We start from the raw sequence: 19,164 nt of genomic DNA, 5'->3' as shown, positions 1-19,164 counted from the left end.
AGTACTTAATGTCAGTTCGATCATTGATCGATGATAGAGATTGCTTTGTTTTCTCGTCATGACAAGTTCGATGGAGATTTTAGAGATTGCTTTGTTTTATCGCAATGACAGAATATTTTTTCGTCTTACCAAACTTGAGGTTTAAATTACGATAAAATCGTTATGAGCTAAAGATAATCGAGCATTGAGTTGGGCAATTTGCATCGCAGAATTAACACCATTACCATCATCATCGAAGAATAATGCCCCCGTAGTGGAATTATACATAAATCGTTGTGAAGCATTATTAGCTGTTGTTACTCCCGCACCGCTACGGAATTGAGAGGCTGTTAAAGCCAAACCTCCTGTTAATCCTCCGCCAAAACCACTGGCACTAATCTCGATCGAATCATAAACTACATTAAAATCTGTTATTCTGTCTATTCCTTCTGTGGGAGAGTTAAAACGGAAGAAATCTTGACCACTACCTCCTGTTAAGGTATCATTACCCATGCCACCGATAAGGGTATCATTACCACCACCACCTAAAATTGTGTCGTAACCATTACCCCCTAAGAGACTATCGTTATCACTTCCCCCATCAAGTCGATCATTTCCATTACCACTTCTTAGGGTATCATTACCACTTCCTCCCGTCAGAGTATCAGCAAAAATACTTCCCACGATGGAATCATTACCACCCCCACTATCGATAATATTTTCACCTAAACCACCTACAATGGTGTCAGGTAATCCTGTACCTCGAATCGATAAAGGTGCATTAGAAGTAATATATAGTTGTATATCATTCCCATTGCCGATATTTTCAGAGAGGGGATTATCAGCATTTCCCTGATAAGTAATCATAATATCTGCTGAACCAATAGTTGCAACTATATCTCCTTCTGATAATCCATCAAAGTTTCCTGTGATCAGATCAACATCATCATTGTCAATCAGAGTATAAATACTACCAATAATAGGAGTATAATTACTCAAGTTTAAATCTAAGGTGGAACCGTTTAAATTTACTGCACCTGTTAAATTAATCGTGTCAAAACGACTTTCGGTGGTATTGTAACTAAATTGAATAGTATCGTTAAGATGTAGGGTGTTCGTTGTAATCTCGACTGTTGTGCCAACACCAGTGATATTATCATCTATATCTTGATCTGAGTTAATGTAAACATTGTCCTCAGTACTAATACTGCTATTGTTATCTAGGTGGATGGTATTACCTAACAGACTAATTTCTCCTGTTGTACTGTTGATAGATGTATTTTCTAAGAGATTAATACCGACTCCTGATGCAGTTAAAGTAATATTACCACTGGTACTAGAGACAGATGTATTGCTTGAAAGATTAATCTGTTTTCCTCTTAAACTAACATCTCCAGTTGTAGTAGTTACACTGGCATTGGTGATAAAACTGATGCTTTCCCCAACTATCCAATTAATATCACCGTTACTGGTAATAGCAGATTTAAGGTTAATATTTTTAACCAGATCGATCGAAAAGTGATTAGAATTAGGGTTAGTCTCGATCGTGATGGTGTTATCGTTGCTGTAACCATCTCCTTTAATGTTCAAATCCCCACCAAAAGAGGAAGTAAAATCATCTAGGGTGACAATATTATTGCCTCCAACGGTATTGGTAATAATGCCACTGGGCAAATTACCCGTAAAACTGGTTAAGGGAATCCTGATTTCACTGGTATAATTCCCTGTTGCCCCTGCAATATTAGTGGTGATTAAATTGCCGTTAGTATCGGTAACAATAATATCCGAGCCGTCAAAGGAGATTGTCCATCGATCGTTTGTATTGGTTAATAATATATCGGTGATGACTAAGTTATTATTTGCGTCAATGGTAATGTTCGATTCGGCTAAGTTCAAACTCACATCATTACCGTCTCCTCCTTGATAATTGAGAAGATAGGTTAAATCATTAATGGTGACTAAGCTACCATCCGTATAATTACTAAACGCGCCGACAATGGGATCACTCCCATCATTATTGATAATAATAATTTCATTACTGGTAATAGTACTACTATTAATACCGCTATTGTCAAAGTTTAAAGTAACGCCATTAATATTGACTGTACCATTTACCTGAACTCGATCGAAATCTGTAATATCATCATCAATTTCTAAACTGAGAATGTCGGCAATACTATCGTTGATAAAACTCAGATTACCATTAATGTTGAGGATCCCAAAAGTATTGGTTACGCCACCGGGTTTGACTGTCCCGCTTAAGATAACGTTATTAGCGCTAATGTGTGCATCAGTTGTACCAGTGCCTTCGGAAATAACACCTTCACTGAGAATAGTTGCATCTGCATTTGTTACGGTTAAGCCATTGGCAATGATATTACTACCACTAATGAGAGTTAGGTTATCTGTAAAAGTAGCGTTTTGAATATCGATCGATCCACTCTTATTATTACCGATGGTAATTTTACTAAATCCGTCTTTAAAACTAGCTATTTCTGATGCGGTGAGATTTAATGTGCCGTTACTACTATCTCCAAGTCCGATCGATGTATTATCGGTTTCTTGAATGATTAATAATTCACCACTACTAGAAATGCTATTTGCACCACCTGCAAGGTTAAAGGTATCTGCTTTGAGGATAATATCGCCAGTGGTACTGACAATAGAACTTCCTGATATTACGTTAATTCCCGTACTAGAATTGTTGGCTATGGCGTTTAAGATAATATTACCGCTGTTACTTTCTATTTTTGAGTTGTCAAGGCGAATACCATCACTAGAAGTGCCATCTCCTCCTTCACCCGTGAGGCTTATATTACTAATGCTACTGGCAGATATTTGACTTGAATTAGATATACGAATACCATAATTAGACTGTGTACCACTCCCCCCAGTTCCCGTTATACTTATGTCACCATCAATAGATGCTATTTGGCTATTATCAACAACAACTCCGTTATTAGTATTACCACTAGCTGTGGTTGATCCGTTTCCTATGATTGTAATACTAGAGGCATACTTTCCGATTCCTGTAGAAGAGATTGTACCATTGGTTAATAATAAAACACCATGGTTTGTATTTTGTCCAGAACCACCGACACCAGTTATCTTAATCGCCCCATCGATAGAGGTAATTTTGCCTCCTTGTTCAACATCCACCCCTGCATTTTGACTCGCCTTGTTAGAAATAGAACCACCATCTCCCTCGATCGTGATGGTGGCGGCATCATTTCCCATTCCCGTTGAAGAAATTACTCCCGAAAAAATAACTTGAACACCATAATTGAAAGTCGCGCCAGTAGATTCTCCTGTAGCACCTGCTTTTCCACTGATGAAGATTGCTCCCTTCTCTGAAGTAATTCGCCCCCCATTGTCCACACGAACTCCACGATTTCCCCCCGTAGAAAGGGGATTGATTGAGCCTTGCCCGATAACGGTAATAGTTGCTTCTCCAGTGGAAGAAATTACTCCACCATTTTCGACAGAAACCCCACGATTATTACCGCCTGTACCCATTCCCGTTCCATTAATAGTTATATTCCCATCCTTAGAGGTAATCGCACTACTAGCACTATTAACTTGTACTCCATAATTAGTACCAACTCCATTTTTACTACCGAATCCTGTTACATTAATAGTGGCATTGCCAGTAGATTCAATTTTTGCACCACTAATGATTCTTACCCCTAGTTGGGTTGTTCCAGTACCTCCTCCCGTACCAGTAAGGAGAATATTGCCATCATTGGATTGAACTGTACTATTATTGAGGCGAATCCCATCATTGTTATTACCCGTGGCAGAGTTAGAGCCTTGACCTGTAATGCTAATTGTGCCAGTTCCCGTCGATGAAACCTTTCCTGCCCCCAGGAGATAAACGCCGTAGTTTTCATTGGTAGTTCCACTCGCTATGCCTGTGATAGAAACGTTCCCATTAACCGTATTGACTCCGCTATTGTTAAAAATTAAAACGCCATAATTGTCATTAGTACTACCTCCTCCTGTGCCCATAAGGTTAATCGCTCCAGCAATGGAGGAAATTTGGCTATTGGTTCCTTCTAAACGAATACCTTGATTACCACTTCCCGTAGAATTTAAAGAACCTTGACCAGTAATATTAATCTTGGCGGCATTGGCTCCTGTCCCTGTGGAAGAAATTATGCCGCCATTCGTGCCACTACCAATGACATAGACACCATAGTTTTCATTTCCTGTGCCACTTCCCGTGCCATTGACAGTGATATTTCCCGTTTCCGAAGTAACTACTCCATTATTAAATACTACTACCCCACGATTACCATTTGTACCATTTCCTGCTGTACCTTTAATGTCGATCGACCCTGCTACAGAAGAAATTTTGCTATTTGTTCCATCAATGCGTACTCCATCATTATCAATGTTACCTGTGGCGGTAGTTGATCCGTTGCCTGTGATATTGATTTGGGAAGCATCCCCTCCTGTTCCTGTGGAGGTAATACTTCCTCCCGATGTTAACCATACACCATAGTTACTAATACCTGTATTGCCACCTGTACCATTAACTGAGATATTGCCTGTTTTTGAAGTAATTAAACCGTTACTATTAATTAATACGCCTCGATTTTGTTGAGAACCCTTACCCGCAGTACCTGTAATATTGATCGCTCCTGCTACAGAAGAAATTTGACTATTTGTTCCGTCAATGCGTACCCCATCATTAGAATTACCGTTTGCATCTGCTGAACCTTTACCTGTAATGGTTATCGTTGCGGCACTCACATCAGTTCCTGTGGAAGAAATTACCCCAGCACCTTCGATCGAAACTCCTCGATTATTACCACCACTACCTTTTCCAGTACCTTCTACAGTTATGTCACCATCTTTAGAGGTAATAGCACTACTTCCACCATTAACTTGCACTCCATAGTTAGTACCAACTCCATCTTCACTGCCGAATCCTCTTACATTAATAGTGGCTTTTCCCGTAGAAATTACTTGCCCACCGTTCGTGATCCGAATTCCTAAATTTGCATTACCAGAGCCTCCCCCCCTACCTGTAAGCTCGATCGAACCATCTTTAGCACTCACTTGAGTATTTGTATTCTCAATGCGAATACCATCATTATTATCAGTACTCGTGTTATTAATTGCTTGTCCGATTAAGGTAATTTTTGCTGTTTCTGTGGCGGTGATTTTGCTTCCTGAAACGATGGCAATACCATAATTATTGTCTCCCTGACTATCGCTTATACCCGTGACGTTAATTGTGCCTGTTTTAGTCGTAATCTCTCCTTTTCCTGTTAACAAGATACCACGATTAGAGCCACTACCTTTTCCTCCCTTACCTAAAATTTCAATGTCGCTACTAAGAGAGGAAATTAAGGTATTTTCTCCTTCCACACGAGTTCCATCATTGCCACTACTGGTAGTACTTGATAAAGAACCTTGTCCCATTATCTTAATGGTAGCGGTATCGCTGGAAATTATTTTCCCACCATTATTTACATAAACTCCATAGTTTTCACCACCTGTACCGTTACCTGTACCTGTCACCTCGATCGAACCTGTAGCAGAAGTAACTTGGCTATTATTAACATTGACACCGTAATTGGAACTTGTACCATTCCCTGCTATACCTTCTAGGGTAATATTTGCCTTTCCTGTGGAAGAAATTAACCCACTGCTTTGAATGGAAATCCCTCGATTACTACCCCCACCACCATTACTTTTGCCAGTACCTTTGACAGTTATATTTCCATCAACAGAAGTAATGGAACTATTTGAGCCAATAACTTGCACACCATAGTTACTATCTACACCATCTTTACTACCAACACCAGTAATCTTAATGGTTGCTTCTCCCGTCGAAATTACTTGCCCACCGTTCGTGATCCGAATTCCTAAATTGGCATTACCAGAGCCTCCACCAGTACCTATAAGCTCGATCGAACCATCTTTAGCATTCACTTGAGTATTCGTTCCATCAATGCGAATACCATCATTATCATTTGTGCCATTCCCCGCTATACCTTCGAGGGTAATATTTGCTTTTCCTGTAGAAGAAATTAATCCACTGCTTTCAATGGAAACCCCTCGATTACTGCCACCACTAGCACTTTCTCCACCTGTACCTTTAACAGTTATATCTCCATCTTTAGAGCTAATGGCACTTTTATCACCAGTAACTTGTACTCCATAGTTTGCGCCAACACCATCTTTACTACCAACACCAGTAATCTTAATGGTTGCTTCTCCCGTCGAAATTACTTGCGCACCGTTCAATATCCTAAAGCCTAAATTGGCATTACCAGTGCCTCCTCCTGTACCTGTAATCTCGATCGAACCATCTTTTGCACTCACTTGAGTATTCGTTCCGTCAATGCGAATACCATCATTATCATTTATACCATTGGTTGTTTGTCCGATTAAGCTAATTTTTCCTGTTTCTGTGGCGGTGATTTTTGACTGAGAATATATGTGAATCCCGATATTAGCACTTCCAGTCAGATTGTTACTGGTTGTTCCTTTGACGGTAATTGTGCCTGTTTTGGTTGTTACCTGTGCACCATCAGCTATGCGAACAGCATCATTAAAACTACTACCCGTTCCTCCTTTACCCGTAACCTCGATGTCACCACTAACTGAAGAAATTAAGCTATTTGCACCCACCATGCGAATACCATCATTTCCTCCAGCCAATCCTGATAAAGAACCTTGACCTGTTATTTTAATAGTGGCGGTATTGGTAGAGATAATTTTACCACCGTTGAGCAAATACACTCCATATTGATCGCCACCGTTACCTCCTCCCGTACCATTGAGATCGATCGCACCCTCATCAGAGGTGATTGTACTGCCATCAAGAATAATTGCTTGATAATTACCCGTTGCTGTACCTTTTGCTGTGAGGTTAATATTCCCTTTTGCCGTTGTTATACTCGAACCAGAAGCTAAATTAATTCTTTGTCCTACTATCCAAGTTACATCCCCATTATCATCAGGAAGATCGATCGTTGTAACTTCCTTATTTGATGTAAGGTTAATGTTTTGGACAAGATCGATCGAAAAGTCATTAGATGTAACATCGCCATTGATATTAACTACATCCCCATTGGTGTAACCACTACCATTGATATTCAAATCTGCGTCAAATTCACTGCTGATACTGTTGAGATTGAAAGTATTTTTACCAGTAGCACCGCCATTGATAGTTAAGGATTTAGAAGGGTTGTTAAAAGTGGTGGTTTCCCCTAAAGTAGAGTCCACATTAGTTTGAGTGTCACTTACATTCGTTATAGTTATCGTTTCGGCGGAGGTACTGTAATCTAAAACTATGTTTGCACTGCTGATAGTGGATGTAATGGGTTCTAAACCAGTGTAGTTGATGAGTTTACCATCTAGGTTAATTTTACCGTCATTTTCGTTGAAATAACTATAGGTGGTAGTAGTAAAATTTCCTCCTGTCAAAGCTAGTCGATCGCCAGGGGTGCCAGTTTGACTACCGCCATTGAAGATCAGTCCTCCAGTGGGAAGGGGGTTTTCATCAGAAAAATCAATAGTTATAATGTCATTTCCGCCAAGAGTATTAACGAAGATTCCCCCAGTAAAAACATTTAAAGGAATAGTTAGGGTACTGGTTTCATCCCCTGTGGCGCTGGGGATAACCGTTGTAATTGCTCTGCTAGTAGTGTCCGTCAGAATTAAAGATGTGCCATTAGATGACAAGGTAAAGCGATCGTTATTGGTACTGGGAACATCGGTAATAACAAGATTACCAGAGCCGTCCACCCCCACCATTGCCGTAATTCGAGAAAACTCGGAAGTATTGCCACTAGGATCAGTTGCCGTTGCAGTCACATTGATAGCAGAACCCTGATTAAAGGTAAAAGTTGCATTACCATCATCATCGGTAGTGACATTCTGAAAACCGAGGAAAGTTTGTCCTTCGCCGTAACCAGTGGTATCAGCAGTAGTATTACCAAAAAACTCAACACGGAAAGTTGTATTTGGTGTACTGTTAAGAGAGCCGATTATCTGCCCCGTACTATTAAAAGTCAATAATGGGTAGTTTTGCAGATTATTAACACCCGTATCGGGGTCTAATAAATCATTAGGTGTTACACCCACCTGATCACCATTTTGAACAGTGGCAAGATCAATTCCTAAGCCCGTATTGTTGAAAATGCTATTACCATATATTTTATTACCTGCATTGTTAAGATTTGAGTCAGCATTAAATGCGTCCGTCACAAACACACCATTCCCCGAATTATAGGCAATTATGTTACCTTCACCAGCACCAGTCCCACCAATGGTATTATTTGCTCCAGTGATACGAACTCCACCACCACTACCATTACCTAAAGGCAAAGTTCCTGTTACATTCGTACCGATATAGTTACCTTGTACAATATTGTTACTAGCATCAGATGCAACATTTGCAAATATAGCAATTCCACTGAAGTTATTGCCAGAGATGATATTACGAGCTGTGGCTGTCGATCCACCAATGGTATGGTTAGAAGAACCAATATAAACACCATGAATTCCATTCCCTATAGCCGATGTACCATTAACATTAGTACCAATATAATTTCCTCTCACAAAAGTACTACTAACGAATGAAAGAACACCTACCTGTCCATTACCAGAAATTAAATTCCCCTCACTGGCATCATTTGTATTGTCTTCATCACTACCAATAATGTTGTTATTACCTGAATTAATCCAAATACCAAATGAGTTACCTGCCCCTGAAGTTCCACTGGCATTAGTGCCAATATAATTTCTTTGTATTTTATTTCCTGTACTGTTAATTAAGATGCCACTATTGGTAAAACGATTAATAATTAAGCCTTTAATAACACTATTACTAGAACCGCCACCCAAATTTAAACCATTATCAACGGTATTATTACCATTGATTTCGATAATCGGACTATTAATAAAACCTAGTTGAGTTGTTCCATCAATAGTAACTTGCTCAGTAATTTCAGGGAGAGCAGAATTAAGAGTAATCGTGCGTACACCACTACCCGCAATATTAAAAGTAATAATGTTACTTCCTGCGATCGCATTGGCGTTGAGAATAGCTTGACGCAGACTGCCTTCACCACTGTCGCTGGTATTTGTCACCACAAAATCATTTTGCAAAATGGTGACAGTATCACTGGTATTCGTTCCTTGATTATAATTAACGCTACTATTGAGAGTTAAAATTACAGTTTCATCGGCTTCAGCTTGAATATCATCCACTGCCGTCACCCTCACATCGACATCATTTGAACCTGAGTTAAAAGTTACCGTGAGGGTATTACCATTAACACTAACTGTGCCTCCCTGAGCTGAGAAATTATAATCACTAGCACTAGCACTCCCTGAAATGGTTAATTGAACTGGTAATGCCGTGTCAGTGCCTCCTGTGGGAATAGTACGGGTTAATTGAAAAATGCCCACCAAATTACCTGCTTCTGTGGCTTCTGTGGCTAAGAAAAAAGTTTCAAGATTGACAGTGGGGGGTACATACTCAAAAGCTCCAATATCATCATTCATATTGATATTCGTGCCTTGAGGGCGAGTAATAGCTCGTTGATCGGTGGTAAGGGTTGTGTTTCCTGCACCAATGGCGGGGGAGTTAGGTAATAGGGCATGGGTGGGAGTTGTGCCACCATTATTCTGTAACGCACCTACTAGGGGATTTGTGTTTGGTCGATCGCCTGTAGCGGTTAAGTTACCAGTGCCATCACTACTTATGTTGTAGCCGAGGGATTGAATCGAAGCTCCCTCACCACTATTAGATATATTATTATTAGTAGCATTACCTGCGAAAATACTGTTGCTATATTGAGTAACTGCTTCAGTAGCCCCATTTAGAGAAAAGTTGAGTAAGCCAATACCAAGAGGACTGCTTCCAGCATTATTTACAATGGTTGTATTGGTTAGGCTTAAAAAACTGCTACTGCCAGAACCATCTGCATGGTGAGCAATCCCCCCTATCTGACCTGCAGTATTTCCACTAACTGTAACATTAGAAAAATTGGCATTGACATTGTAAAGAGCTCCTCCACCAAAAAAGTCAGAGTTATTATTACTTATAGTGCTATTCGTCCAGTTTATTGTAACTCCACCTTGAGTGTCAAACCCTCGAATGTAAAACCCCCCCCCAGTGGAGGCATTATTGCCAGTCACATGGACTTGATTGAGATTGAAGATGTCATCATTGTCATCATCACCCATGTAAATTCCCCCACCAATACCTGCTGAGCCACCAGTAATGGTTAACCCCGACAGATTATAGGTATTAGCCCCCGCCGGACCTTGAAACACGAAAACACGGTCATTATTATTTCCACTGATGGTTAATAAATTCGCTCCTAGCCCTTGAATTGTCAAAGATTTATTAACTACTAATGCCCCAGAAGTTAAAGTGATAGTTCCAGTAAGTCCATTTTGAAATACAATAGTATCTCCAGCATTAGCAGAGGCGATCGCATTCCGTAAAGAACCTGCACCACTATCAGCAAGACTCGTAACTGTTATGATTGCCGCTTCCACTTGTAAAGGTTGCCCATCCACAACGATCGAAAAGTGATCATTTTGGACTTTGAGAGTTTGTAATTGTAACTCGTTTAACTTAACCCCTGAGACTAAAGCGGAAAATATTTCTCCTTCATCTCCTTCACTGTCTTCGTTGTTAATGAGACTGTCCACATAATGACCGATTTCTTCGAGGAGGACAGCTTGAATTTGTTGAGCAGTAGCCGTGTCGAGGAAGTGTTGAGATAAATAAATGGTGTTGGTAGAATGGGCATAAGCACCCACAATCAAACCCATATCACTATCTAATACTCTGATAGCAGGTAAGTCACCAAATTCACCGTTTATCCATTGATTCTTGATGTTTTCGGCGATCGATCGATCAAACTGTGTCCCGAAAATTAACTCAAAATCCTTCCAAAAACTTTCTGAATTAGCAAAATTACTTAGTTGTGTCTGTATAGTGTTAAGGTTTGCTAGGCTAGTATTCATTGGTTTTTTTAATGGATTGGAATGGTATAGAGATAATGATTATTAATAATTATAAGATTATTAACAGTAAATGATGAGATCGATCGAGCTTAGTTTGTGATGTGATGGAATCAAATGAGACTCTGATATTTCGATACTCGATGAGATTGTTTTCTTGGCAAAGATGCCATAGAGTCTAGTTTCTTCAAAGAAAACCCCAAAAATTATAAGAATCAGAGAGCTTTTCACGATCGAACTGAGGTAATATTTGATTAAATTACCATAAAGTTTGATGCTGTCAATGTTAATCGAGTATTTAAAGAGGCAATCTGTACGGCGGAATTAGCACCATTACCATCGTCATCGAAGAATAATGCCCCCGTCGAAGAATTGTAGATGAAACGTTGATCAGCTGTAGTTGCAGAAGAACCGATCGAAAATTGATTATTCCCTAAAATTCCTGTAGTTAAACCACCACCAAAACCACTGGCACTAATACCGATCTTATCTTCCGTCACCTTAAAGTCTGTAACTCTGTCTATGCCGTCATTAGGGAAATTAAAGAGGAAGAAGTCAACACCACTACCACCGATGAGACTATCGTTCCCATTACCGCCGATAAGGGTATCATTGCCACTACCTGCATTGATAGTATCGTTACCATCATCACCCAGAAGACGATCGTTGCCACCACCACCAAAAAGGCTATCATTACCATTACCACCGATGAGGGTATCATTACCACTACCACCGTCCAGGGTATCAGAAAAAATTCCCCCCAGTAGAGAATCATTTGCTCCACCACCATTGATGATATTAATGCCCACTCCTCCAGATATAGTATCAGGTAAACCAGTACCGTTAGTAGTAATAGGAATATTAGAAATAGTGAATAATTGTACGTCATTACCCGTACCGACATTTGCGAGGGTAGGATTATTTGCATCTCCTTTGTAGGTAATATAGATGTCAAAAGAGTTACTTGTACCCACTTTTGATCCTTCTGATAATCCGTTGAAAGTTCCCGTAACGGCATCAGCACCATTATTATTAATAATAGTAAAGATATTATTGGTAGTGGCAGTATAACCTGTTGAATCTAAGTCTAAGGTTGAACCAACTAAATCTAATTTACCCGTCACATTAAGGGTATCAAAATTACTTCCATTATAATTAATTTTAATGGTGTCATTGAGAAATACGTTATCTGCTGTGACATTCACCGTTGTGCCTAAAGTTGTAACACCAGATTTACCATCGCTATCGGAATTGATGTAAACTTGATTAGTGGTGTTAATTTGGCTATTGTTTCCTAAACTGATGGTGTTGCCTAACAGGCTAATTTCTCCCGTATTACTGATAACTGAGGTATTATCTGACAGATTAATCCCGAATCCTGATGCTCCTTTCCCTGTCATTCCTGTCACGACGATGTTTCCACTGTCAGATTCGATCGAACCACTATCAATGAAAATACCACTGCTCGAATTAGCGATGCCCGATAATTTAATCTCACCCAGTGCCTTCATGGTACTACCACCAGCATAAATGCCACGGTTTTCTCCTGTACCATTAATGTCGATTGAACCATTGTAAGACTCTACTAGACTTGCCCCTAAATCAACACCGTCATCATTTGTACCAGTGCCGAGCAGTTGAATATTACCTTGGGCAGTAATCTCACTAATCTCACTATCGATACCATCTTCTTCCCCCGTACCATTGATAGTTACAGTACCAGAGTTGGATGTTACTAGACTTTCCCCTAAATATACTCCATCGTCATTTGTACCAGTGCCTAACAGTTCAATGTTGCCGTTTGTTGTGATTTCACTATAAATAGTATAGATGCCATAATTTTTGCCCGTACCTTGAATTTTAATCGTACCAGAATCAGAGGTGACGAAACTTCCTCCTAAAAATACTCCATCACTTTCTCCTGTACCATCAATCTTGATCGAACCCGAATTAGAGGAGATGATACTTCCTTCGAATCCTCCCCCTATATAGACTCCATGGCATGAGGTACTTGTGCCATTTAAAGTAATTGAACCTGTATCGGTACTGGTTATGTAACTATCAAAATCCAGAAGAATCCCGTCACTATCTATACCTTGCCCTCCCGTACCTGTCAGAGTAATGTTTGCCTCGCCCGTGGATAAAATTTCACCACCGAAAAGTAATAAAATACCTTGATTATACTCAGTACCACTACCACCAGTACCCGTGAGGATGATGTCTCCATCAACAGATGTAATTAGACTATCTGTATCAATGGTTATCCCTTGATTATTTGTCCCTGTAGCATTAATTCCACCTTGTCCTGTGAGTGTAATGGTTGCCTTACCCGTAGAGGAAATTTGCCCTTCATTTAATAACAAAATACCTTCATTAAAGTCTGTACCATTGCCTCCTGTACCAGTAAGCTCGATCGCACCATCAACGGATGTGATTAGACTATCTACGTCATTGATACTAATGCCTTGATTATCAACGTCGGTGGCATTAATTCCACCTTGTCCGATGAGTGTAATGGTTGCCGTACCCGTAGAGGAAATTTGTCCTCCATCTAATAACAAGATACCTTCAGTCAGATCACTACCACTGCCCCCTGTACCGGTGAGTTTGATCGCACCATCTTTTGAGGTGATGAGACTACCAACACCCTCAATACGAATCCCTTCATTTTCAATACCATCCGCAGTAGTTGAACCTTGACCTATTAATGTAATAGTTGCTGTACCCGTAGAAGAAATTTGTCCTCCATCTAATAAGAAAATACCTATACTATTATCAGTTCCACTGCCCCCTATACCTGTTAGGTCGATCGCACCATCAACGGAAGTGATCAGAGTACCAGCACCCTCAATACGAATACCACTACTTTGTTTACCATTACCCCCTGTACCACTAATGATTATATCACCAGTGCCTTGGGTGATAATACTACTTGCACTAGCTATGTAGAAACCATGATTGCCAAAAACACTATCTCCCCCCACTCCAGTAATATTGATATTACCGTTCCCTGTGACTTCGATTTTGCCACCATTAATGAGATTTACCCCAAAATGACGGTTAGCAGTCGCACTACCATTTCCATAACCCTTAATATCTATATCGCCATTATTGGAATTGATCGTGCTATTTTGTACTAATATACCGTAGTTTCTTTCCGCACTACCATTTCCTCCCTTGCCTTCGATGCTAATATCGCCAATGCCAGTAGATTCGATCGAACCGCCATTGAGTAGGTAAACTCCATAATTACGAAATGTTCCATCTCCCCCCGTACCTTTGACGGTGATTTGACTATCTATCGATGTAATTTTACTACCACCTTCTAGTAAAATACCGTAGTTTCTTTCAGCACCACCATTACCACCGACACCAGTTACATTTACTGTACCACTACCCTTAGATTCAATGAGGGAGTTAGTGTTCAAGTAAATACCGTGATTGATGGCACCGCTACCATCACCACCAGTGCCTGTGACATTTAAAGTTGCATTATTTGTAATGATCGAACTTTCTAGGAGATAAACACCGATGTTATTCTTTGTACCATTACCTCCCGTACCATTAACGGTAATAATACCATTGCCTGTAGATTCGATTTTGGAGTTTTGTAGTAAATGAACTCCGTAATTATCGCTACCACTACCATTCCCTCCTCTACCTGTTACACTCAGATTACTATTAGCGGAAGAAATAACGCTGTTTAGTTGTACCACAACTCCGTAGTTAAATTGGGTACTATCTCCACCAGTACCGATTAAGGTGACATCTCCGTTTCCAGTAGATTCGATCGAAGTATTGTCATAGAGACTGATACCTTGATCATAGTCACTTGTACCATTTCCTGTACCAGTAATTTTAATATCTCCATCGAGGGAAGAAATAGAAGCGGATGTTTCTAATACCACTCCTGTATTAACGATCGTACCATTACCTGCTGTGCCTTGTAGAGTGATATTGCCCAGATTAGTGGTTTTAATCGTGCCACTGTTAGCGATTTTGATACCTTGATTATAACCTGCTGTACCGTCTCCCCCTATTCCTGTTAAACTAATATCCCCATCGGCAGATTCGATCGAACCACTTTCAGTAATCAATATACCAGAATTATCGCTTGTACCACTACCGCCTGTACCTGTCAAATCGATCGCACCTTCATCAGAGATAATTGTACCGCCATTAACGACTATTCCTTTGTAATTGCCTGTGGCTTCACCCTTCCCAGTGAAGTTTATATTCCCCTTTGTGGTGGTTATACTCGAACCAGAAGCTAAATTAATGGTTTCTCCTACTGTCCAATTTATATCCCCGTTATCATTAGTATCATTAGTAGTAATTGCTTTACCTGATGCAAGGTTAATCTTTTGGACTAGATCGATCGAAATATCATTAGTACTAATATCTTCCTCAATATTTACCGTATCTCCATTGCTATAACCACTACCGTTGATGTTTAAATCAGCATTAAATCCACTACTGATGCTATCAATATTAAAAGTGTTTGTGCCCGTGTTACCACCATTGATAGTTAAGGATTTAGAAGGGTTATTAAAAGTGGTGGTTTCCCCTAAAGTAGAGTCCACATTAGTTTGAGTAGCATCTACCCCCGTGATAGTAATGGTTTCGGTGGAGGTGCTATAATATAAGACTACATTGTCACTGGCAACAGTAGCGGTAATGGGTTCTAAACCAGTGTAGTTAATTACTTTTCCATCTAAGCTAACACCACCGTCATTTTCGTTGATATAAGTATAAGTGGTAGTGGTAAAAGTTCCTCCCTTCAAAACTAGGCTATCACTATTATTTCCCCCATTAAAGGTGATAGATCGATCGGGTATAGGGTTTGTAGAAAAGTCAATGGTTAAAATATCATCTCCCCCTAGCGTATTGGCAATGATACCCCCTGTAAAACTGGTTAGAGGAATTGTGGCTTTCGATGTACCGTCACCTGATGCCCCGACTACTCCAGAATCTATTGTGATCGATCGATTTTCCGTATCGGTAATGATAACATTTGTACCGTCAGCAGAAAAAGATAAAGTTAGTCGATCATTTATATTTCCTAAAACATCTGTAAAGACTAAATTATTATTACCGTCAATACTAATATTGGGGGGTTGAATCACTATAGTGCCAGTGCTACTGGCTTCTCTAACCCCATTGACGGGAACACCTGTCACCTCCCCACCCGGAGTACCATCTGGATTATCAACAGTATAAACGTCTCCCCCATCAGGACTTCGTAAAACGTTTTGAGCATCAGCTGGTGTATTGCCTAGCCTCACCCCAATATTGTCGTTTATTTGTACTCCGGGTTGTATGGTAACTGGTACTCTGACTAATACCTGACCATTTACGGGGATATTCGGTACAGTTATTCCACCTACTGTAATGTTTGCCCAAGTTGCACCATCTGTACTGTATTGAAGGTTATTGACTATGCCACCATCGGGTAATGTTCCTGAAACTGTTGCCGGACCCGATGTACTAGCCAAATTGGGGATATAAAAACCAGTGGGATCGTTACCTATATTAGTAATAATAAATGTGAAAATAAAAAAATCGTTAGCGGTTATTAAACCACCGTTTGTGTCCAAGGCATCATCAAAGGCTACGGTAATACCAGCTACTTCTGCGACAGTAACATCAACGGTGTTAGAAGTATTATAAATAGGAACATTGGGATTATTACTTTCTTCGTAAGTTACTGTTGCTTTATTCGTGATGAGTGTACCAGCAGTAGTAAAGTTAACTTGTCGCTGAAATATAAATGTTTCTGCAACACCAGGAAGAACCGAACTACCATTGAAACTGACATATCTAGTAACATCAGTGTTAATGGTAGTACCGCTAGTTGAGTTAGCCGCAGGAGTAGTCGCAGGATTTCCACTATAGAATGCTATTGTTCCTCCAGAATATTGTGCCGAGTTAGGAACATGACTGGTATTAATGACACCGTTGTTATCATTATCGATCGCCCAATTATTGATAATGCCATCTTCTGTTATCACCACATTGGTTGCATTCAAAGTGACGTTATTTGTCCCTACTGATGGTTCAGAAATATTTTCATACTGTATAACATACTCAATAATATTACCTGGTGCTGGTTGTTTGGGAGTTGTGGAAAGAGTACCATCGCTTCCCTGAACCGCAGAACCATTTCCTTGAAGGATTCTTGACTGTTTCACCATTTGTAAGAAACCAGTATAGACACGATTGATCGTGGTGTTGCTGACTGCATCATCCGCTAAACCATTACCATTACTGTCAATAAAACCGATTATGGGAACTGGGAAACCCCGTTCAATATTTGTATCTGTTGACAAAGGAGTTCCCGCGGGGAGATCAATCTCAACCCCGTAATTGGCTGTAGCATTAGAAGCCACTCCATCAATGCGGATGGGATTGTTAGTACCAACAGGATTACCTCCAACAACACCATTGCTACTTGTAAATGTAAAATTTGTGCCATTGTATGTGTAAGTAGCATTCGCACTACCGTAGCTAATAGTTACAACTGTACCAGCAGGCAATAGGGGGGATGCAGTCGGTAATAAAGAGATATTAACATTAGCAGTATCGTTATTTTTGACGGTATTTGTAAAACTAACGACACTGGGATCGAAGGGGGAACCGGGTATAGGATTTAGAGGAACGTTAGACGATTTATTGGTAAAATCATCATTGTTATTGGTTTGTCCAACTGCATCTGGAGAACTGAATGGCCCATTGAGGAGAGGGAACACATCATCGTTCTGAATCGTGCCTTGCCCTTGTCCATCTACGACGGTAGCGCCAGTCACATTAGTGACATTGACAAAGAAAGTTTCGATCGGTTCAACTATTGTATCACCATTCACAGTAACATTAAACGAATAAGTGCTTGAGCCTTCTGGAATGGTTTGTCCTGTTAGAGACTGGGCTATATAGTCAGTGGCACTGGTGGCTGTATTGTTTGATGTAGCGATGTCGAAGGTAACACCACCTACCCCTGCTGGAGCGCTTAAGGATATGGTAAAAGTAAAGATTGTTGTACCTGCATTTCCTTCGCTAAGGGATACATCATTAATGCTTAAGTTGATTGAGGATTGCTCGATGTAAACCTGTTGCTCATTAAGGGTAATAATTGCCTGATCATTCTCGCCTTGTATCCGACTTAATTCTCCCCCACTGGGATAAATACCTCGCACTAAATTCGAAAATAACTCCCCTTCATCTCCTAGGGTATCGATAGGATTGATTTGAGCATCGATGTAATGACCAATTTCTTCTAATAATACAGAGATAATTTCTTGTTCGGAAGCGTTGGCAAGGAAACTATCTGATAAATAAATTGTGTTGTTACTACTAGCATAACCCCCAAGAGCATTACCTAAGATATCACTGCGGATGATTTCTATGGTGGGTAAATTGCTGAAATCACCTGTTAACCATTGATTCCTGATATCTTGGCGGATCGATCGATTAAAATCATTACCAAAAATTATCTCAAAATCTGTCCAAAAACTTTTAGAATTAGCAAAATTTGTTAGTTGTTCATATATATAGGCAATATTAATTAAGTTAGTGTTCATAAGTTTTTTTAAGTAATGAAATAACAAAAATAATTATTAAGATCGATCGTTAAGAAAATTTTGGACGATGATTTTTAAAAGCAAGTATCTATATCATTATATTCAGTATTGTTGCCAAGGAGAATTAAAGGAGGAGAATTTTCTCTACCGTAGGCTTTGATCGATTTTAGAGAACTCCATAAAAAGGATGATCCCATCAGTATGGTGATTGAGAGAAAATTTCAACGAACCTTTTTTTGAGATTAGGAAGACGATTAATACAAGATTCAATCTCATCCATAGCTAATCTTGTTAATTTAACTCCTTTGGAATAAACTTTTTCAATTAATCTTACTACTGGATTTTTTCCTTTAAACGATAAGTTTTGGGCAAATTTTAACACCGTTTCAACCATGTCCAATAAATTACCATTCCAATGTTGTTCCAACCAACTAAAACAACGCTCGATGGAGTTCTAAGTAAGTGGGCAGAATTAATTGTATAATTATAACATTAAAATAAATTTAATAAAATCAAAAAGTAATATACAAAAGTTTTATTTATATTTAAAAATAATTAATGTAGCTTAAAATCTGCTAAAAATATGAAAAATAAGTAAATCAAGGAT

4 protein-coding genes are annotated in these 19,164 nt (G+C 39.6%); all 4 read right to left on the bottom strand.

The genetic code is table 11. The features are described from left to right. Positions 1-141: 141 nt before the first annotated feature. The 4 genes from GM3709_RS20465 to GM3709_RS10290 all read right to left on the bottom strand — a co-directional run bounded on the left by GM3709_RS20465 (position 142) and on the right by GM3709_RS10290 (position 19,005). Positions 142-10,983, bottom strand: a complete 10,842-nt coding sequence (locus GM3709_RS20465; protein WP_066118916.1) for a choice-of-anchor Q domain-containing protein — start codon at positions 10,981-10,983, stop codon at positions 142-144. A gap of 251 nt (positions 10,984-11,234) precedes the next feature. After that, positions 11,235-18,557 carry a Calx-beta domain-containing protein gene (locus GM3709_RS10295; RefSeq protein WP_066118914.1) on the bottom strand — a complete coding sequence of 2,441 codons (7,323 nt, stop codon included), beginning with the start codon at positions 18,555-18,557 and terminating at the stop codon, positions 11,235-11,237. Positions 18,558-18,631: 74 nt separating this feature from the next. Then, on the bottom strand, positions 18,632-18,754 hold the full coding sequence (locus GM3709_RS21655) for a hypothetical protein (protein ID WP_255359653.1): 123 nt from the start codon (positions 18,752-18,754) through the stop codon (positions 18,632-18,634). Next, complete coding sequence (locus tag GM3709_RS10290) at positions 18,754-19,005, bottom strand: ISAzo13-like element transposase-related protein (protein WP_082712977.1); 252 nt, start codon at positions 19,003-19,005, stop codon at positions 18,754-18,756. The genes GM3709_RS21655 and GM3709_RS10290 overlap by 1 nt, the downstream gene beginning before the upstream one ends. Positions 19,006-19,164 lie beyond the last annotated feature (159 nt).

Origin of the sequence: Geminocystis sp. NIES-3709 (assembly GCF_001548115.1) — a bacterium.
Taxonomy (GTDB): Bacteria; Cyanobacteriota; Cyanobacteriia; order Cyanobacteriales; family Cyanobacteriaceae; genus Geminocystis.
The sequence above is the reverse complement of the archived record's forward strand: the minus strand, read 5'-3'. Positions and strand labels throughout refer to the sequence as shown.